General features: G+C 59.0%; 17 protein-coding genes and 1 pseudogene. 6 read left to right on the top strand and 12 right to left on the bottom strand.

Annotated features, from left to right (window positions below):
* Positions 1 to 76: 76 nt before the first annotated feature.
* Positions 77 to 583, top strand: coding sequence for an ATP-dependent zinc protease (locus tag QMK50_RS11780; protein WP_320333161.1), 507 nt, complete (start codon positions 77 to 79; stop codon positions 581 to 583).
* Between the two features lie 241 nt (positions 584 to 824).
* Here the strand turns inward: QMK50_RS11780 and QMK50_RS11775 are convergent, their stop codons facing one another.
* Positions 825 to 1,796, bottom strand: a complete 972-nt coding sequence (locus QMK50_RS11775) for an RHS repeat-associated core domain-containing protein (protein WP_320333160.1) — start codon at positions 1,794 to 1,796, stop codon at positions 825 to 827.
* Between the two features lie 133 nt (positions 1,797 to 1,929).
* On the opposite strand from QMK50_RS11775, the pseudogene QMK50_RS11770 reads away from it, so the two are divergent.
* Positions 1,930 to 2,250: pseudogene (locus tag QMK50_RS11770) on the top strand (RimK/LysX family protein); the annotation flags it as partial.
* A 114-nt stretch (positions 2,251 to 2,364) separates the two neighbouring features.
* Here the strand turns inward: QMK50_RS11770 and QMK50_RS11765 are convergent.
* Positions 2,365 to 3,474 carry an RHS repeat-associated core domain-containing protein gene (locus QMK50_RS11765; protein WP_320333159.1) on the bottom strand — a complete coding sequence of 370 codons (1,110 nt, stop codon included), beginning with the start codon at positions 3,472 to 3,474 and terminating at the stop codon, positions 2,365 to 2,367.
* A 179-nt stretch (positions 3,475 to 3,653) separates the two neighbouring features.
* Here QMK50_RS11765 and creB point away from each other — a divergent pair, with 179 nt between their 5' ends.
* The 3 genes from creB (at position 3,654) to creD (ending at position 7,223) form a co-directional block, all read left to right on the top strand.
* Positions 3,654 to 4,334, top strand: coding sequence for a two-component system response regulator CreB (gene creB, locus QMK50_RS11760; RefSeq protein WP_320333158.1), 681 nt, complete (start codon positions 3,654 to 3,656; stop codon positions 4,332 to 4,334).
* Complete coding sequence (gene creC, locus QMK50_RS11755; RefSeq protein ID WP_320333157.1) at positions 4,334 to 5,752, top strand: two-component system sensor histidine kinase CreC; 1,419 nt, start codon at positions 4,334 to 4,336, stop codon at positions 5,750 to 5,752. Before creB ends, creC begins: the two co-directional genes overlap by 1 nt.
* Before the next feature lie 91 nt (positions 5,753 to 5,843).
* Positions 5,844 to 7,223, top strand: a complete 1,380-nt coding sequence (gene creD / locus QMK50_RS11750; protein ID WP_320333156.1) for a cell envelope integrity protein CreD — start codon at positions 5,844 to 5,846, stop codon at positions 7,221 to 7,223.
* A gap of 66 nt (positions 7,224 to 7,289) precedes the next feature.
* Here the strand turns inward: creD and QMK50_RS11745 are convergent, their stop codons facing one another.
* The 10 genes from QMK50_RS11745 to QMK50_RS11700 all read right to left on the bottom strand — a co-directional run bounded on the left by QMK50_RS11745 (position 7,290) and on the right by QMK50_RS11700 (position 18,669).
* On the bottom strand, positions 7,290 to 8,399 hold the full coding sequence (locus QMK50_RS11745) for an RHS repeat-associated core domain-containing protein (RefSeq protein WP_320333155.1): 1,110 nt from the start codon (positions 8,397 to 8,399) through the stop codon (positions 7,290 to 7,292).
* A 155-nt stretch (positions 8,400 to 8,554) separates the two neighbouring features.
* Positions 8,555 to 9,613 carry an RHS repeat-associated core domain-containing protein gene (locus tag QMK50_RS11740; RefSeq protein ID WP_159998286.1) on the bottom strand — a complete coding sequence of 353 codons (1,059 nt, stop codon included), beginning with the start codon at positions 9,611 to 9,613 and terminating at the stop codon, positions 8,555 to 8,557.
* Positions 9,614 to 9,716: 103 nt separating this feature from the next.
* Entirely contained in the window at positions 9,717 to 10,346 is a 630-nt protein-coding gene (locus QMK50_RS11735; protein ID WP_159998285.1) for a glutathione S-transferase, read from the bottom strand.
* Between the two features lie 172 nt (positions 10,347 to 10,518).
* On the bottom strand, positions 10,519 to 10,698 hold the full coding sequence (locus QMK50_RS11730) for a hypothetical protein (RefSeq protein WP_095164319.1): 180 nt from the start codon (positions 10,696 to 10,698) through the stop codon (positions 10,519 to 10,521).
* Entirely contained in the window at positions 10,695 to 11,825 is a 1,131-nt protein-coding gene (locus QMK50_RS11725) for a PepSY-associated TM helix domain-containing protein (protein ID WP_320333154.1), read from the bottom strand. The genes QMK50_RS11730 and QMK50_RS11725 overlap by 4 nt, the downstream gene beginning before the upstream one ends.
* A 59-nt stretch (positions 11,826 to 11,884) precedes the next feature.
* A complete protein-coding gene (locus QMK50_RS11720) occupies positions 11,885 to 14,299 on the bottom strand; it encodes a TonB-dependent siderophore receptor (RefSeq protein ID WP_095164317.1) in 2,415 nt (804 codons plus the stop codon).
* A gap of 131 nt (positions 14,300 to 14,430) precedes the next feature.
* The gene (locus tag QMK50_RS11715) at positions 14,431 to 15,399 is read right to left on the bottom strand and encodes a FecR domain-containing protein (RefSeq protein WP_095164316.1); all 969 of its coding nucleotides are present in this window, start codon (positions 15,397 to 15,399) and stop codon (positions 14,431 to 14,433) included.
* Positions 15,396 to 15,914, bottom strand: coding sequence for an RNA polymerase sigma factor (locus QMK50_RS11710; RefSeq protein ID WP_095164315.1), 519 nt, complete (start codon positions 15,912 to 15,914; stop codon positions 15,396 to 15,398). Before QMK50_RS11710 ends, QMK50_RS11715 begins: the two co-directional genes overlap by 4 nt.
* A gap of 110 nt (positions 15,915 to 16,024) precedes the next feature.
* Positions 16,025 to 16,732: a PolC-type DNA polymerase III gene (locus QMK50_RS11705; protein WP_159998279.1), complete on the bottom strand. Its 708-nt coding sequence runs from the start codon at positions 16,730 to 16,732 to the stop codon at positions 16,025 to 16,027.
* The gene (locus tag QMK50_RS11700; RefSeq protein WP_159998277.1) at positions 16,729 to 18,669 is read right to left on the bottom strand and encodes a putative nucleotidyltransferase substrate binding domain-containing protein; all 1,941 of its coding nucleotides are present in this window, start codon (positions 18,667 to 18,669) and stop codon (positions 16,729 to 16,731) included. The genes QMK50_RS11705 and QMK50_RS11700 overlap by 4 nt, the downstream gene beginning before the upstream one ends.
* A gap of 252 nt (positions 18,670 to 18,921) precedes the next feature.
* Between QMK50_RS11700 and QMK50_RS11695 the strand changes: the two genes are divergently transcribed.
* A complete protein-coding gene (locus tag QMK50_RS11695; protein ID WP_095164311.1) occupies positions 18,922 to 19,368 on the top strand; it encodes a response regulator in 447 nt (148 codons plus the stop codon).
* Positions 19,369 to 19,421 lie beyond the last annotated feature (53 nt).

The following is a 19,421-nucleotide window of genomic DNA, read 5'->3' as shown; positions in this document are numbered from 1 at the left end:
GGCGCTCCGAAGAGCGAACGAATGGCTGACAGACTGTCTAAAATCCCGCTGCTCACTCCTCAAGGGAATCCACCACGTGAAATCTATCCTCGCACTGTTATCCCTCCTGGCCCTGCCAGTCATGGCCGCCGAGCCGACCCTGTATGGCCGTTACGAATACATCCAGCTACCGGAGATCGGTGGTGAAGTGCTCAAAGCCAAGATGGACACCGGCGCGCTGACGGCCTCGCTGTCGGCCAAGGACATCGAGACCTTCACCCGCGATGGCGAGGAGTGGGTGCGTTTCCGCCTGGCGACCAAGGATGCGAGCAATAAGGTCTACGAGCACAAGGTGGCGCGGATCAGCAAGATCAAGGCCCGCGCCGAAGAAGACGAGGACGACCAGGAAGTGGTCGCGCCGACCAAGCGTCCGGTGGTCGATCTGGAACTGTGCCTGGGCAACGTAAAGCGCACCGTCGAGGTCAACCTCACCGACCGCAGTAGTTTCAACTACCCGCTGCTGATCGGTGCCAAGGCGTTGCGTGAGTTTGGTGCGGCGGTGAATCCGGCTCGGCGGTTTACGGCGGATAAGCCGGACTGTTGATCTGGCTGGAATGCTTGGCTGTGGGATTTCACGGATATCTACGGATACAACGAACCAGTCAGGTTGCTTGTTTACTGACTTTTGAGCGCTCACCGATTTTATGCGAGGCCTTTTTGGTCACTGCTTTCGGGCCTCGCGTATTAGCTACCTTGTTTGTGTAAATACTGGATGCGCAATTTTGTAGGGTTTGGCGCGATATGCGAGAAATTGGGCTTGCGTAGTGTTTTGATACTTGATAATGCTATGAAGTAGCGCGGACTACATCATTCAAATGTTCCAAGCGACGTAGAATTTTTTTACTTCTAAGTAGTGTGTCTTTCAAATTTTCTGGCCTGAATTCGCCCTCTCTTGTTCCTATTAAAATTTCACCATAGATTCTTATGGTTTTCTTTAGATGTTGAATGGTCTTTTCTCTATTTTCTCTATTTTCTCGAGAATTTGACGACTTAAATGTAATAAGTTTTTTAGTTTTGGCTTCGCGTCCTTCAATGGTTTTTTCAAAAAGAAATAATTCAGGGCTTTTATCTGTTTCACGCGCTAGCGTCATAATATTTTGTTCGTTACCCAGTGTGTTAGCGGTTTTATAGATAGCAATTTTGGTTGAGTCTGATATTGGCTTCGGTGCTTTATGGTGGTTCTGAGCTGTGTGGTTGGTCGTTTTAATAAACACCGGAACTTTAAAGTGGCCGGAAGGATCCGCTCCATTCCTTGGATCCCCTTCGCAATACCCATATGCATTCAACCCCCCCTTGCCAAACGGACTCCAGCTGTCCGGACTGTTAAACCGCATCAACACCGGATTGAACTGTCGATAGCCATTGCCCAAATGATAGTGCCCGGTCAGCGGGTCCGGCCGTTCGCCATTGAACCCGAGCAGGCTGAGCAGGCCGTTATCCACTGGGCGATGACCGTAGGGGCTGTAGGCGAGAAGATGAGAACCGGTTAACCCGCGTGCACCCAACACTGATCGTTGCTGATCCGTCGCCAACAAGGTGGTGTCGACTTTTCCGTCCTGCTGCCGCTGCTGTGCCAACAACTGATCGTCATGTTGGAAAACGCTGGTCTGTAGCGAGCCCTGGATCTCGGTCGCCAAACGACTTTTGCAGTAGAAGCGCTGGATGACGGGCAGTGTGAGGAGAGTGCAATCGGTCTGACGATCCAGCGGGTCATAGCTGTACCGACTCAGTACGGTGTCGCGGCGGGAAACAGGCATTGACTTATCTCCGTGCAAGTTCCGAATGACAGGATGACCAGCATCCGGTTTTTTTCAGCCTTTGCCTACTAGCAGAACTGCTAGGTACTACAGACCACACCGCCAATCTGCTCAGCCCGATTGACGCCGATGCGATGGCGAGGAGTGGGTGCGTTTCCGCCTGGCGACCAAGGATGCCAGCAACAAGGTCTACGAACACAAGGTCGCGCGGATCAGCAAGATCAAGGCCCGCGCCGAAGAAGACGAGGACGACCAGGAAGTGGTCGCGCCGACCAAGCGTCCGGTGGTCGATCTGGAACTGTGCCTGGGCAACGTAAAGCGCACCGTCGAGGTCAACCTCACCGACCGCAGTAGTTTCAACTACCCGCTGCTGATCGGTGCCAAGGCGTTGCGTGAGTTTGGTGCGGCGGTGAATCCGGCTCGGCGGTTTACGGCGGATAAGCCGGAGTGTTGACGTGTGGCAGTCAAGAAGTTTCGATCAGGCGCTCCTGTGGATAGGAGCGCCACAAGAACATTACCCTGATTTTAGGCTTTGTAGGTTTTCGACATCTTTAAGAAACTGAAAGCGTCAAATGTCTTGTCGGACTTTCATTAGGTCAATGTCGGCATGTTTCTTTATGTATATTGCTCTTAGTATTTCTATGTAATAACTTGCTGTGTAATCTCTATAGCGTGAGGGTTGGGTTGTTGTATGTTGAGTAAGATTTCTGTAGTGAGATCTTGTTATGTCGAAGTGTGCGACATCTAACAGTTCATGTTTATGTTGGTTCATCCATGTATATTTTTTGTCGGGGTCAGGAAACTTGGTAAACTCATAGTCGTTTTTCGCTATGTTATATCCAGTTGTGCTTGTGGTTATGTTGGTAATGTCGTCGCTGACATTGTATTTGTTGGGGTTTGATATTTTTAGTTCATTTGCTTTAATTGTGTCTGAAAGTTCCTTGATTACGGCTCTGCGGTTCCGTTGATAGACAGCACGGTTTTTTAGCGGTTTTGGCTTTGAAATTCTATTGACGTTAGATGATAAACCTCTCTGCGTCGCTGGACTGGCGGCTGCAGAAAATTTTGAGGCCGTATTTGATGTCCGACTCAGTGCTAGTTTGGATTTTTGGAACCTGGCAATTTCTAGCGATACGGCTGTAGGTGCATGTCCGGTCGAATCTAGCCAGTTTCTCGGATCGCCACCACTATAAGCATAAGAGTTTAATCCGCCCCTGCCAAACGGACTCCAACTGTCCGGACTGTTAAAGCGCATCAACACCGGATTGAACTGTCGATAGCCATTGCCCAAATGATAATGCCCGGTCAGCGGGTCCGGCCGTTCGCCGTTGAACCCGAGCAGGCTGAGCAATCCGTTTTCCGCTGGGCGATGACCGTAGGGGCTGTAGGCGAGAAAATGAGAACCGCTTAACCCGCGTGTACCCAACACCGATCGTTGCTGATCTGTCGCCAACAACGTGGTGTCGACGCTACCGTCCTGCTGGCGCTGCTGTGCCAGCAACTGATCGTCATGTTGGAAAACGCTGGTCTGTAGCGAGCCCTGGATCTCGGTCGCCAAGCGACTTTTACAGTAGAAGCGCTGGATGGCGGGCAGTGTGCGGAGAATGCAGTCGGTCTGACGATCCAGCGGGTCATAGCTGTACCGAATCAGTACGGTGATGCGGCGGGAAACAGGCATTAGCTGATCTCCGTGCAAGTTCCGAATGTCAGGACGATCAGCATCCGGCCTTTTTCAGCCTTTGCCTACTAGCAGAACTGCTAGGTACTACAGACCACACCGCCAATCAGCTCAGCCCGATTGACGCCGATTCCCCCTTGAGTCACCGTTCGCCCACTTAACTGCCGGGCCTGGATGCCATGCCTCATATCCTGATTGTCGAAGACGAAGCGGCGATTGCCGATACCCTGGTGTTTGCCTTGCAAGGCGAGGGTTTCACCACCACCTGGGTGAGCCTGGGGGCGGCCGCCCTTGAGCATCAGCGGGCGACTCCCGCCGACCTGATCATTCTCGACATCGGCCTGCCGGACATCAGCGGATTTGAAACCTGCAAGCAGTTGCGCCGGTTCAGCGAAGTGCCGGTGATGTTCCTCAGCGCCCGTGATGGTGAGATCGACCGGGTGGTGGGCCTGGAGATTGGCGCTGATGATTATGTGGTCAAGCCATTCAGCCCACGGGAAGTGGCGGCGCGGGTGCGGGCAATTCTCAAGCGCATGGCACCGCGTCCGGGGATCGAGTCCACCAGTGCGTTGTTTCAGGTCGACGGCGAGCGGGTGCTGATCAGCTATCGTGGCCAGCCATTGAGCCTGACCCGGCATGAGTTCCGCTTGCTCCAGTGTTTGCTGGAACAACCCGAGCGGGTGTTTAGTCGCGAACAACTGCTCGATGCCCTGGGCATTGCCAGCGACGCTGGGTACGAGCGCAGCATCGACAGCCACATCAAGAGCGTGCGCGCCAAGTTGCGCCTGGTGGCGGCCAATGCCGAGCCGATCCAGACCCACCGTGGCCTCGGTTACAGCTACAGCCCAGGGACCAGTTGATGCCATTGGCGATCCGGATTTTCCTGGTCTATGTGCTGTTCGTCGGCCTGACCGGATATTTTGTGCTCAACACAGTGATGGAAGAAATCCGTCCCGGCGTGCGTCAGTCCACCGAAGAAACCCTGGTAGACACCGCCAATCTGATGGCCGAGATCCTGCGCGACGACTTCAAGGCCGGGACCCTCAATCAGAACCGCTGGCCGCAGTTGCTCAAGGCTTATGGCGAGCGGCAGCCGGGGGCGAGTATCTGGGGCCTGGCGAAAAATCAGGTCAACCATCGCATCTACGTTACCGACGCCAAGGGCGTGGTGGTGCTGGACTCCAGCGCTCTTGCAGTAGGCCAGGATTACTCGCGCTGGAACGATGTGTACCTGACCCTGCGCGGTGAGTACGGCGCGCGTTCGACCCGCAGTGATCCTGACGACGCCAGTTCTTCGGTGATGCACGTCGGCGCGCCGATTCGCGACAACGGGCAGATCATCGGCGTGGTCACCGTGGCCAAACCCAACAGCTCATTGCAGCCCTACGTCGACCGCACCGAACGCCGTTTGCTCGGCTACGGCGCGGGCTTGATCGGCCTTGGCCTGCTGTTCGGAGCGGCATTGTCGTGGTGGTTGAGCGTGGCGCTGCGGCGCTTGACCGCGTATGCCCAGGCGGTCAGCGAAGGGCGCCGGGCCGAGCTGCCGCACTACCGTGGCGGTGAGCTTGCGCAACTGGCCATGGCGGTCGAACACATGCGTACGCAACTGGAAGGCAAGGCGTATGTGGAGCGCTATGTGCACACCCTGACCCACGAACTGAAGAGCCCGCTGGCGGCGATTCGCGGTGCGGCCGAATTGTTACAGGAGCAGATGCCAGACACCCAACGCCAGCGTTTCGTCAGCAACATCGACACTGAAAGCGCGCGTATGCAGCAGTTGATCGAGCGACTGTTGAACCTGGCCCAGGTCGAGCAACGGCAAACCCTCGAGGAGCGAGTACAGGTACCGTTGGCGGCCTTGGTCGATGAGTTGCTCGATACCCAACAGGCGCGTATTGAACGCAAACAACTGCGCATTGAAAAACACCTTGCTGCTGACCTGGCGCTGACAGGCGAAGCCTTTCTGTTGCGCCAGGCGCTGGCCAACCTGCTGGAGAACGCCCTGGATTTCACCCCGTCCCACGGTGTCCTGCGGTTTAGCGCACAACGGCTGGGCGAGCAGATCGAGTTCAGTCTGTTCAATCAGGCCGCCCCGATTCCCGACTACGCCCTGGGACGCCTGAGCGAGCGTTTCTACTCGCTGCCACGGCCCGACAGTGGACGTAAAAGCACCGGGCTGGGGCTGAATTTTGTTGAGGAGGTGGTGAAGTTGCATGGTGGCCTGCTGACGGTCGGGAATGTCGAGGGCGGCGTTGAGGTGAAGCTGCGTCTACCGTAGCTGCTGTTCTCCACACACTCTGCATATTCCCTCCATAAAACCCACACACGGGCCTTGCAGACTTTCCCTCATTCGAACAGGGAGAGACCCCATGAACCGCAGCCTGGCCTTGAAACTCGGGGCGATTGCCCTATTGATTCTGTTGTTGCTGATTCCGTTACTGATGATCAGCGGCATGATTGACGACCGTCAGCAACTGCGCGACGGCGTCCTCGAAGACATCGCCCGCAGCTCCAGTTACAGCCAGCAACTGAGCGGACCGGTGATGGTGGTGCCGTACCGCAAGGTGGTGCGTACCTGGAAACACAACGAAAAAACCAACGCGCGTTATCAGGAAACCAGCCTGGAGCGCGGGCGCCTGTATTTCCTGCCGGAGCGTTTCGAGCTCGACGCGAAGGTGCAGACCGAACTGCGTGCCCGTGGCATCTACGAGGCGCGGTTGTTCCATGCGGATAACCGTATCAGTGGGCACTTTTCGATTCCGCAGCAACTGGGGATCGATGAAGACTTTGCCGACTACACATTTGACTCGCCCTATCTGGCCGTAGGCATCAGTGATATCCGCGGCATCGAAAACGCGCTGCAACTGGAACTCGATGGCCAGCGCCTGGACTTTGTACCGGGCACTCAAGAGGAATGGTTGGGGGAGGGGGTGCATGTCACGCTGGCGCCACTGGATGTTCGCAAAGCCAACGAGCTGAGCTTCGCGTTCGACCTGCGCTTGCAGGGCACCGGCCAGTTGCAGGTCACCCCGGTGGGCAGGGCCAGCAACGTGACGGTGTCCGCCAACTGGCCCCACCCCAGCTTTATCGGCAACTACCTGCCGGCCCAACGAGCGATCAGCGCTGAAGGCTTCACGGCGAACTGGCAGACCTCGTTCTTCTCCACCAACCTGGAAGAAGCGCTGAGCAACTGTGTTGCCCGTGGCAGCTGTGACGAATTCAAAAGCCGTAGCTTCGGCGTGAGCTTCATCGACCCGGTGGACCAGTACCTCAAGAGCGAGCGGGCAATCAAATACGCCCTGCTGTTCATCGTGCTGACCTTCGCCGGTTTCTTCCTCTTCGAAGTGCTGAAAAGCCTGGCGGTGCACCCGGTGCAATACGCCCTGGTCGGTGTGGCGCTGGCGTTTTTCTACCTGCTGCTGTTGTCGCTGTCCGAGCACATCGGGTTTGCCCTGGCGTATCTGCTGTCGGCCAGTGCCTGCGTGTTGTTGATCGGCTTTTATGTCTGCCACGTGTTGCGCAGTGCGGTGCATGGCTTGAGCTTTTCAGCGGGGTTGGCGGCGTTGTATGGGCTGCTTTACGGATTGTTGAGTGCCGAGGATTACGCGTTGTTGATGGGCTCGTTGTTGCTGTTTGGGTTGCTGGGGGTGTTTATGGTGCTGACGCGCAGATTGGATTGGTATGGGTTGAGCCATAGCAAGTCGACCAAACCGGTAAAGTTGGATGTTGAGGGAATGGGTCATGAGTAAGTCGTTGGGGCTGCGGGAGGATCAGGAAATAGCAGAGGAGTTGGCGAGAAAAATTTCCGAATTGTTTCAGCGGCTACCACGACGAATGTATCGATTGCTGCCATCAGGAAGAATCTCGCGAATCCATCCTCTGTCGACATTCGGTTTCTCTGAATCTATGGCTAGGGAAATGGAGTGGCGGCGAATTACGGGGGCTCTCTGATTGCGCGTAAAGAAAATGGAGTTCCCCGTTACAAGGCTGGTTGGATTGTAAGAATAGGTTGAAACCGTATGAGTGTCGTAAAGATTTTTAGCCATGTTTACACTGATGTGATTGCTCGCCTCTGAGCTGCTGACTCCAGTAATCCTTCCCAAGCCAACCTCAATTACCTTGTCGAGTGAGGTTGCTGGCTTGTCGGGGGAAAAAATATGAGGAGCTTTTTTATTCAAGTAGGCTTTGAAGTTGTGGCTTGATACTGGGTCAATCATGCGTTTGATATCTTTAGAAACTAGCCGCAAATTGTTCATGTCTGAGCCTGATAGGTATTTAGATATTTCAATAAAGATATCTTCATCTAGATCTATTAGTTTTGTTTGGTTTGCTGGAAAAGATGTGAGGGAGAATTGTTTATTGAAGCCATTAAATAGACCTTTGAACATGTGTCCTGTTGGATCTGCTCGGTTTCTGGGGTCTCCCCCACAATACCCATATGTATTCAGCCCACCCTCGCCAAACGGACTCCAACTGTCCGGACTGTTAAACCGCATCAACACCGGATTGAACTGCCGATAGCCATTACCCAAATGATAATGCCCAGTCACCGGGTCCGGCCGTTGTCCATTGAAACCGAGCAGGCTGAGCAGGCCATTTTCTGCCGGGCGATGGCCGTAGGGGGTATAGGCGAGGGGATGGGGGCGGATTGCGTCGAGCGCGCTCAATACCGTGCGCTGCTGATCGGTCGCCAGGAGGGTGGTATCGACTTTTTCGTTATGGTGCCGTTGTTGCGCCAACAACTGGTCGTCGTGCTGGAACAGGCTGGTGCGGACTGCGCCGTGGATTTCAGTGGCCAAGCGGCTTGTGCAGTAAAAACGCTGGAGGGTGGCCGGCTGCACTAGCGTGAGGGTGCAGCCGGTCTGGCGATCCAGTGGGTCGTAGTGGTAGCGGCACAACTCGGTCAGGCGAGATGAGGAGGGCATCGACGGAACTCCGTGCAAGGTCCCAAAAACAGGACCTTCAGCATCGGAGATTTTTTAGGTCTTGCCTACTGGCAGAACTGCTAGGTACTTGCCGGCTTCACACCTTCCGATATCAATAGATCAGTCCACTTTTTTCTCGCTTTTTTCTCTTTTCCTCACTTTTTTCTGTATCCAGGCTCGCCCTCGCGTATTGTCCGGTTGCTTTTAGGTGGGTTGCCATAGAACTGAGGGAATCGGCGAATCATTTCTCCTTTGATTATGGTAAGCATAGAATCTCCCTCGGCGCTGGTTGCTGGCCATTTGCTTATAGCATTCTGCAGCTGGGCTAACTCAGTGTAGTTTGAGTGTGCAACTGAGTTTTCAAATTGGGAGCCCTGTGGATCGTTGGAGGAGACTCCTACTGTGTTTGGTGTTTGTGGACGTGATGAAGTGGGATGAGTGGAGGTCCCTTTTAAATTGTTAAGCCTGCGAAGCAATTCTGGGTCGCGAGTATCAGCAATTACAGTGGAGGTCGAATTTGTTGAGTGTTGCAGGTCAGGATTGATCATGCTTTTCGAGGAGATGGTAGCCGGAACTTGGGTTTCTCGTATCGGGCCTGAGGTCGAGCTTTTGGTTTTTCCTGGTGTTCTACCAAACATATTTTTTATCCCCTTCCAGGCGCGTCGAAAAATATTCGAGTGCCCCATTGGATCACTCCCAAGCACCGGCTCCCCATCACAGTACCCATAGGCATTCAACCCACCCTGACCAAACGGACTCCAACTGTCCGGGCTGTTAAACCGCATCAACACCGGATTGAACTGCCGATAACCATTGCCTAAATGATAATGCCCGGTCACGGGGTCCGGCCGTTGTCCATTGAAGCCGAGCAGGCTGAGCAGGCCGTTTTCTGCCGGGCGATGGCCGTAGGGGGTATAGGCGAGGGGATGGGGGCGGGTTGTGTCGAGCGCGCTCAATACCGTGCGCTGCTGATCGGTTGCCAGGAGGGTGGTATCGAGCTGGTCGTTCTGGTGCCGCTGTTGCGCCAACAAATGGTCGTCGTGCTGGAACAGGCTGGTGCGGACTGCGCCGTGGATTTCAGTGGCCAAGCGGCTTGTGCAGTAAAAGCGCTGGAGGGTGGCCGGCTGCAGTAGCGTGAGGGTGCAAGCGGCCTGGCGATCCAGTGGGTCGTAGTGGTAGCGGCACAACTCGGTCAGGCGAGATGAGGAGGGCATCGACTGGGCTCCGTGCAAGGTCCCAAAAGCGGGACCTTCAGCATCGGAGGTTTTTTTGGTTTTGCCTACTAGCAGAACTGCTAGGTACTGGGCCTTGCTGGCTTCACACCTTCGGCGCAGTCGCCAGCATCGACGGGCGCTGGCTGACGTCGGCATACCAGGCGGCGAGTTGCGGATTCGATGTGCGCCAATCCAGATCCGGGTGGCGCAGGTCCAGGTAGCCCAGGGCGCAGGCGACGCTGATTGCCGCCACATCGAAGTGGCAGGTCAGCTCGGCGATGGCGTCTTTTTCCAGCAATGCCAGGGCGCGGCGGATTTTCTCGCGCTGGCCGTCGAGCCATTCGTCCCAGTGCTTCTCTGGGGCACGCAGGGCGACTTCGTAGCGCACCAGCACGGCCGCGTCCATGATCCCGTCGGCCAGCGAAGCGAGGGTCAGGCGCCGCCAGCGCGCCGATCCTTCGCGGGGGATCAGCGGGTTACCGACGTGCTGCTGGTCGAGGTAGTCGAGGATGACCCGGCTGTCGTGAATGATGTTGCCGTCGGCCAGGCGCAGAGCCGGGATTTTGCCCAGGGGGTTGTCGTCGATCAGGCTCAGGTCCGGGTTGACCGGGGTGAGCACGCTGGCCTGCAACGCCACGCGGTCTTGTTGTCCGGTTTCGTACAGCAGCACCATGACTTTGCGCACGAAGGGCGAGGCAGGGTTGTGGAACAGGGTCATGCTGGGGGCGGACATGGGCATTCCTCGGCGATCATCGGGGAGCAGAGGCTTAGCCTAGTCAGTTCCGGCGTGGCTGGCGAGGGGGGTTGATGGCGCCTGTGAAATCGCCTTCGCGGGCAAGCCCGCTCCCACAGGGCTAGCGGTTGTTTATCTACTTTGTGTTCAGCCCGTTCAAACACAGTAGATTTCAACTCCTACGCAACAACCCCCGAAGTCCCAAAACGGCCGGCACGCCCAAGCCGATCCAGCTCAAGCCGTCCCAGATCCCATCACCCAATAGCGCCGCGAACAACCCTGCGGCACTGAGCAGGGCAATCACGGTGGGGGTGGCGAAGACTTTCCAGAAGTTCGACTGCCTCGGTCTCATGCCGCGACCTCCGTTTCAACGGCCACCGGTTTTGCCGTTTTGCGCCGCACCAACCACAGGTACAGGCCGCTGCCGAGGACGATGATGGTCAGTACATCGAGTGCCGCCCAGAGGATTTTCATCGGCATGCCACCGTAGTCACCGAAGTGCAGCGGTTGCGACATGCCCATGACGTCCATGTACCACGGTCGTTCGGCGATCGCGGTGACTTGTAGGGTACTGGCGTCGATCAGCACCGGGGTCAGCAGGTGGGAGGTCAGGTGGGTATTGCCTTTCATGAACACCGCGTAGTGGTGTTCGCTGGAGAAACGGGTGCCAGGGAAGGCGATGAAGTCGGTCTGCATCTCGGGTGCGGCCCGCTGGGCAATCTCGAGCAACTGGCTGGCGGGTGCCAGGCGGGTCAGGGGCGGTGCGTCGCGGTAGGGTTCGATCATCGCGCTCAGGGCTTCGCTGCGCCAGGCCGCAATCAGCAGGTCGGCGCAGGCGCTGACCACCCCGGTGACACCCACCACCAGCGCCCAGGTCAAGGTGACGACGCCGATCAGGTTGTGCAGATCGAGCCAGCGCAGGCGCGTGGATTTGTCCTGACGCACGGTGCCGAACTTCAGGCGGCGCATGAACGGCAGGTACAGCACCGCGCCGGAAACGATCGCCAGCACGAACAGAATGCCCATGAACGCCAGCAGCAACTTGCCCGGCAGCCCGGCGAACATGTCGACGTGCAGGCGCAAGATGACCATCATCAGCCCGCCGTTGGCCGAGGGCATGGCCACCGGTTCGCCGGTGCGGGCGTCGAGCATGTAGGTGTGGGACAAGTTGGGCTCGGTGCCGGCGGTCTTGGACATGATCGCGATCACGCCGTTGGGCTCGTCCTCATCCCAGCCGAAGTACTGCATGACTTCGTCGGGACGATGGGCCTGGGCCTTTTCGACCAGTTGCTGCAGGTCCAGATGCGGGGTGTCGGCCGGCATCTGTCGCAGCACGGGCGCATCGCCCAGCAGGTGTTCGATCTCGTGATGAAAGATCAGCGGCAGGCCGGTCAGGGCGAGCATCAGCAGGAACGCCGTGCAAATCAGGCTGGCCCAGGTGTGGATAAAGGACCAGCGGCGGATGGTTTTGCTTTTCATCGGTCATCCAAATGGACAAGGGCCACCGTACGGGTGGCCCTTCAATCAGGGGGTGCGGCTTAGAACTTGTAGTTGACGCTGGCGACTACGTTGCGCTCATCACCGTAGTAGCACCAGTAGCCATCACAGTTGGCCAGGTAGTCTTTGTCGAACAGGTTCTTGGCTTCGACGGCGACCGTGACACCCTTCATGGTTTTGTCCAGGCGGCCGAGGTCGTAATGGACGGCGGCGTCATACACGGTGTAGGAGCTGACATGGGCGATATCGGTATTGGCCGTGTTGCCGTAGGTGTCGCCAACGTAGCGAACCCCGCCTCCAACGCCGAAGCCGTCGAGCGCGCCGGCGTGCCAGGTGTAATCAGCCCACAGGGTGGCCTGGTTGCGCGGAATCAGCGCCATGCGGTTGCCGACTTCGCTCTCCAGGCCTTTGCTGATTTCTGTGTCGGTGTAGGTGTAGGAACCAATCACTTTGAGGTTGTCGGTGACCTCGGTGGTCGCTTCCAGCTCCAGCCCGCGGACTTTCAGCTCACCAACCTGGCGGGTGATGCTGCCTTCGGTGACGCTGACGTTTTCCTGGCGCAGATCGTAGACCGCCGCCGTCAACAGGCTCTTGCTGCCCACTGGCTGGTACTTCACGCCGACTTCGTACTGGTGGCCTTCGGTCGGCTTGAACGCCTCGGTGGCCGAGACGTTGGCGCCGATGCTCGGCTGGAATGACTCAGTGTAGGAAATGTATGGCGTCACGCCGTTGTCGAACACGTAGCTGAGGCCGACGTTGCCGGAGAAGGCCTTGTCGCGCTGGGTGTTGGTGACATCGTTGTTGTTATGGAAGGTGGTGCCGGTGTGCACCCAGTCTTCACGACCGCCGAGGGTCAGGCGCCAGTTGTCCAGGGCCATCTGGTCCTGGACGTAGAGGCCGGTCTGGTGGGTTTTCTGGTTGTAGTCCTGCATGGCGAAGTACGTGACGCCCGACATGTCCGCGCCGTAGATCGGGTTGTTGACGTTGATCGGTGGCACGCCCATGCCGTACAGCCATTGGTAGTTGGTATTGGCGCGCTGGTGATCGAGGCCCAGCAACAGGGTATGGCGGATGGCACCCGTGTCGAAGTCGGCCTGGAAGTTGTTGTCGACCGCGAACTGGCTGATGTCTTCGTTGACGATGCCCGACTCGCGGTTGACGTTGCCAGCCTCGTCGACTTCGTTGAAGGTGGCTACGTTGACCGCCTGGAATTCCAGGTCGCTCTTGGTGTAGCGCAGGTTCTGACGGAATTGCCAGACGTCGTTCAGGCGCTGTTCGTAGGCATATCCCAGGGCGTAGTAGGTGCGGTCATAGAAGTCCCAGTCCGGCTCGCCAAGGTTCTTGTGGTGGGAAATATCCCCGGCCGGTGAGCCGAGCTTGGTGCCTTGCAGCGGCAAAAACTGACCGGTGATGCCGGTGTCGTCGCGGGTGTACTGGGAAATGAAGGTCAGGCTCGCGTCTTCATTGATGTTCCAGGTCAGGCTTGGGGCGATGTTGTAGCGCTTGTCCGGGATGTGGTCGACTGGCGCATTGCTGTCGCGCACCACGCCACTGACGCGGTAGAGAAACTGGCCTTCGTCGTCGATCTTGCCGGTGCTGTCGAAGTTGATCTGCTTATGTTCGTTGCTGCCGGCCTGGGCTTCGATCTGGTGCGCGCTTTCGAGTTGCGGACGGCGGCTGACCATGTCGAGCATGCCGCCCGGTGGCGTCTGGCCGTAGACCGAGGAGGCCGGGCCGCGCAGTACAGTGATGCGCTCCAGGTTCCAGGGTTCGACTTTCGGGTTGGAGAACGAACCCTTGGGCAGTGGCAGGCCGTCGAGGAACTGGGAGGGGTCGAAGCCACGTACGCGCAGCCAGTCGGCCCGGGAGTCGGAGCCGTAGCCGCTGCTCTGTACGCCTGCGGTGTAGCGCAGGGCGTCATTGAGGTTGAGCACCTGGCGTTCATCCAGTTGCTCGCGGGTGATCACGGTCATCGAGCGAGGCACTTCGACGATGGCGGTGTCGGTCTTGGTCCCGGCGGCGGTGCGGGTCGCTACAAAACCGGCGGCTGGGCCCCAGGCGCTTTCGCTGCCCTCGATACCGATCACGCTGGTTTCCGGCAGTGCCATCACGCCCTCGGGAACCGCTACCAGGCTGTAGGTGCCGGCGCTGCTTTGTTCCAGTTGCAGGCCGGTGCCGCGCAGGGCTTGGCTCAGGGCGCTGGCGGCGTCGTACTGGCCGTTGACTGGGGCGGAGGTCTTGCCGGCAGCCAGCGACGGGTTGAGGCTCAAGGCGAGGCCGGCCTGGCTGGCGATCTGGTTCAGGGTGCTGGCCAGTGGCGCGGCCGGCAGGTTGTAGGCGCGAACGCTGGACGTCTGTTCAGCGGCCACCAGCAGGGTGCTGGTCAGCGGGGTGCCGAAGGCAATGGCCAGGGCCAACAGACTGGGGCGCAACAAGGTGTCTAGCGAACGTGACATACGGCGGCTCCTGAATGGAAATATTTCTCAATTGCCTATGTGCCGAACGAGATTGAAAAAGTGATAGGGGCGGATCGAAATAATTTCGATTCAGGAAAAATAGCCCCGGTTACCGGGGCTGTCCTCAACCCTCAGGGTTTGGCGACCACGGTGACCCACCACGAGGTGTGCTGCTCGATCTGCACGGGCAGGGTCGGCAGCAGGGCACTGAGGGCCAGGTCGGTGTTGTGCAGCGGGAAGCTGCCGGTGATCCGCAGGTCGGCGACGGCCGGATCGACGCCGAGGTGGCCCGGGCGATAACGATCGAGTTCGTGGACCAGGTCTTCGAGGCGGACGTTGTCGACCACCAGCATGCCGCGAGTCCAGGCGTCGCTGCCGGGGTTGAGCGCCAGCAGCGGGCCGAGGCCGTCGCGCTGCATCAGCACCTGCTGGCCTTCCTTGAGAATCTGTTCGTCAGCCAGGGTCTCGGGGCGTGCGGCCACCGCGGACTGCAACACGCTCAGGCGCGTGCCGTGGTCTTCGCGCTTGACCAGGAACCGGGTGCCGAGGGCGCGCATCTGGCCGTCGCGGGTTTCGACGATGAAGGGGCGCGTATCGTTGTGTCCGGTTTCAATGAGGATTTCCCCTTCCTGCAGGACGATCCGGCGCTGCTTCTCATCAAAACGCACGTCCAGCGCGCTGTGGGTGTTGAGGTTGATCAGCGTGCCGTCGGCGAGGCGCAGGGTGCGTTGCTCGCCGGTGGCGGTGCGCTGGTCGGCCAGCCAATAGTCGAGGGGCAGGTAGCGTTCGCTGGCGAACAATCCCAGGCCGATCACCAGCAGGACGCTGGCGATCCCGCTGCCAAGCTTGCGCACCCGACGCCGGATACCTTCACGCGATTGCAGCAACGCTACCCGCCCCGGTCCACTGGCCACGCTGAAGCGCTGATCGAGCATGCCCAGTTGCTGCCAGGCGCGCGCATGTTCTTCATCGGCGGCGTGCCATTTGGCGAACTCCTCGCGTTCCACCGCACTGCCGGCGCCCGAATCGAGAGACAGTTGCCAGGCGATGGCGGCGTCAAGTACCCGCGCCGAGACCGGCTTGGAGCTGAGCGGGCTCAAGCGGGCTCGCCGTACAGCGCCACATAACACTGGCGGATGCCCTGGGCCAGGTACTGCCGCACCCGTGGCACGGAGACGCCCAGGCGCTCGGCGATTTCGGCATGGCCGAGGCCGTCGAGGCGGTTATAGAGGAAGGCGGCGCGGGCTTTGCTCGACAGCTTGCCGAGCAGGCGGTCGATGGCCTTGAGGTCTTCGAGGATCAGTTGCTGTTCTTCCACCGAGGGTTGCTCGCCTTCGGGGATCAGCATCAATTCAGTGAGGTAGGCCTGTTCCAGCGCGGCGCGACGGAAATAGTCGAACAGCAGGCCCTTGGCGATCGCCACCAGGAAGGCTCGGGGTTCGCGGGGCTGCTTGAACGCTTCGCGCCCGAGCAAGCGGACGAAGGTGTCCTGGCTCAGGTCTTCGGCTTTGGAGGGGCAGGCCACGTTGCGCCGTAGCCAGGCCAATAGCCAACCGCGATGGTCGCGATACAACGCACCAACCAGTTCACTGTGAGGGCTTTGGACTGACGACAAATGGCTTCACCGAATACACGTTTAAACTAACGAGAATTATTCGCGATTGTCTCAGAGCCCATGCCCGTGCGCAATTGGCGTTGGTCGGGTCGATTGTGCCGAAAGCTGGATTAAAAGGAGTGTTTTTGCTGGCGTCGCTTCCACTGGCTGAGCCGTTGTTGCAGCTCCAGCGGGCTGTGAATCTGTTGCGCCCGCGCCCGGCTGAACAGGATCAACGCCAGCTCGGCCGTGGCCATGGCGTCGGCGCTGGCGTTGTGGCGCTCGAAGATCTGCAACTGGAACCAGTTGATCCAGTCATCCAGGCCGGCTTCGCGGATGTGCGCTTGGGGGCAGAGCAGTGGAGCCATGTCGGCAACATCAAGAAACTTATGTTGCAGGCGATAACCCAGGCTGTCCTTCAAGGCGCGGCCAAGCATGTGTTGGTCGAAGGGGGCATGGAAGGCCAGGAGCGGGCTGTCGCCGACAAACTCCATGAAGTCCAGCAGGGCGTCCACCGGATCGCTGCCGGCGGCAATCGCGCTCGGCCCCAGCCCGTGCAGCAACACGCTGGGACCGAGTTTGTGTGCGTGGCGTTGCAGGGTGCGCTCGAACTGCTGGCTGAAATCGATCGCGCCATCTTCGATGACCACGGCGCCGATGGACAGCACCAGGTCCTTGCTCAGGTTCAGGCCGGTGGTTTCCAGGTCGAGCACCACCCAGCGTTGCTCGCGCAGGCTGCAATCGTCCAGGGTCGGTGCGCTGGGCAGTTGTGCCAGGCGCTGTTGCTGTTCGAGGGTCAGGGTCGGGGTGGCCGCACGCAGCCAGGAAAACAGGCTCATAGCTGGTACCGCAGGCTGAGGCTGCTTTGCAGGCGTTGGGCCTGGCGCAGGGATTCACGCAGGATGCGCCGGTCCAGGTGATTGAGGCTGTCCGGGTCGACGCGGTTGGAGTAGGGCAGGTTCTCGCGGCTCTGGCGCTGATGCTGTTGCATGCGGGTTTGCTGGATGAAGTGATAGGCCTCTTCGTAGGCCGCGCCGTCCAGGGGCTCGATGATTTCCTTGGCCACCAGCTCGCGGAAACGTTCCAGGGTGTTGTTGGTTTCAATGCCGTTGGCCAGGGCCAACAGGCGCGCGCCGTCGACGAAGGGCGTCAGGCCCTGCACCTTGAGGTCGAGGGTGGCTTTTTCGCCGCTCTTTTTGCTCAGGACGAACTCGCGCAAACGCCCCACCGGTGGCCGCTGGCGCAAGGCATTCTCAGCCAGCATGCGCTGGAACAGGCGATTGTCGGCTACCTGGTCGAGGATGGCTCGGCGCAGTTGCGCGCAACCCTGCTCCTCGCCCCAAACCACCCGCAGGTCAAAGTAGATACTCGAGCCCAGCAGGTTCTGCGGGGTGGCCTCGCGGATGAAGGCGGCGAAACGCCTGGCCCACTCGGCTCGGGACAGGCACAGCTCGGGATTGCCGGCCATGATGTTGCCCTTGCACAGGGTGAAGCCGCAGAGCGCCAGGCTGTGGTTGATCTGTTGGGCGATGGGCAGTAGCCGGCCGCGGATCTCGGCGGCATGGGCAGCATCGCGCGCCTCGAACAGCAGGCCGTTGTCCTGGTCGGTGTGCAGGGTTTGCTCGCGGCGGCCTTCACTGCCGAAGCACAACCAACTGAAGGGGATGCCCGGGTCGCCCTTTTCCGCCAGTGTCAGCTCGATCACCCGGCACACGGTGTGGTCGTTGAGCAGGGTGATGATTTGGGTGATCTGGGTCGAGGAGGCGCCGTGGGCGAGCATGCGCTCGACCAGTTGGCCAATCTCACCGCGAATCGCCACCAGGTTGTCGACCCGTGGCGCGTTACGAATGGTCCGTGCCAGGTGCACCAGGTCGACCCGCTGCAGGGAAAACAGATCGCGCTCGGAGACCACGCCGCACAGGCGTTGGTCCTTGACCAGGCAGACGTGGGCAATGTGCCGTTCGGTCATGGCAATGGCCGCGTCGAATGCGCTGTGGTCCGGGCTCAGGTAAAACGGCGCCTGGGTCATGTGCCGGGCTATGGGCTGATCGAAGTCGCGAGTGCCGTCGGCGACCACGTGGCGCAAATCGCGCAGGGTGAAAATCCCCAGGGGGGCCTTGTGTTCGTCGACGATCACGATGCTGCCGACCTGTTGCTCGTGCATCAGGGTCACGGCTTCGCGCAGGGGCGTGGTCGGGCTACAAGTCACGGGGTGGCGCATCGCCAGTTCGCCGAGGCGGGTGTTGAGTGAGTACTGGGTGCCGAGGGTTTCCACGGCCTTCTGCTGGACTTGCTGGTTGACCTGGTCCAGCAGGCTGCTGACGCCGCGCAGGGCGAAGTCGCGAAAGGTGCTGGAAAGGGCAAACAGCTTGATGAACGCCAGCTTGTTCAACTGCAGGCAAAAGGTATCTTCGCCCGCCAGGTGCTCGGTGCGGGTCGCCCGCTCACCGAGCAGCGCGGCGAGGGGAAAACACTCGCCGGTGGTGATTTCGAAGGTGGTTTCGGTGCCGCCCTTGGCGCTATGCGGACGTTCGCCCACCACTCGGCCCTGCTTGACGATGTAGAAGTGCTCAACCGGGCCGTCGGCCGGCTTGATGATGCTGTCGCCAGGCGCGTAGAAACGCAGTTGGCACTGCTCCACCAGGTATGCCAGGTGCGCGTGTTCCATCTGGTTGAACGGCGGGAACCGCTGCAGGAACTGCAAGGTGCCCTGGATGTTCTGCAACACCGCGGTTTTCCCAGCCTGGGTGAAGGCGTCCGTTTTACTCATAACCATGACCGCAGTCTTTTTCGATTTATTGTTGTTGGGGTATCTGCATGGTCGGCCCCTGCGCACGGGGTGCCCATTGGACGTAAGTCTAGGTCGCGGGACCTCGATTAAAAAACTCGGAGCGGTCCTACGTCATGGGTACCTAAAACCTTTGCCCGACCCTCTTGGAAAAGTATCCGACGAAGCGCACATTTAAGCACTGCTTAGCGATGTCAGATAATTGTGCTAGGAGAACGATCTGAAACTGTTGAGTGACCTATGTCCGACCACGATATTTTGAGCGATGCCGAGCGTGAAGCGCTGAGTGCAATCATGCTTGAGCCGGATTTACCGGCCCAGCGGGTATTGATCGTCGATGATGACCAGGATGCCCGCGAATTGCTCAAGCAGTTCCTGGCCCTTGCCGGCATTCGGTGCATGACCGCCGCCAGTGGCGAAAGCGCGCTGAAGCTGCTGGAGACTACCCCCTCGATCGGCCTGGTGATCACCGATCTGCGCATGGGGCATGTCGATGGGCTGGATCTGATCCGCCAGGTGCGTGAATCGGTCCGGGCCGCACTGCCGATCATCATTGTCTCCGGCGAGGCCGACGTGCAGGACGCGATTGCGGCCATGCACATGAGCGTGGTGGACTTCCTGCTCAAGCCGATCGATACCGGCAAGTTGCTGGAGTTGGTCAGGCATGAGCTGGGCATGTCGCTCTAACCAGTCACACCCGGCACCACGAAAAAAGGCCCTGATCTGTCGATCAGGGCCTT

The sequence above is a fragment of the Pseudomonas sp. P5_152 genome (genome assembly GCF_033989915.1).
Taxonomy (GTDB): domain Bacteria; phylum Pseudomonadota; class Gammaproteobacteria; order Pseudomonadales; family Pseudomonadaceae; genus Aquipseudomonas.
The sequence above is the reverse complement of the archived record's forward strand: the minus strand, read 5'-3'. Positions and strand labels throughout refer to the sequence as shown.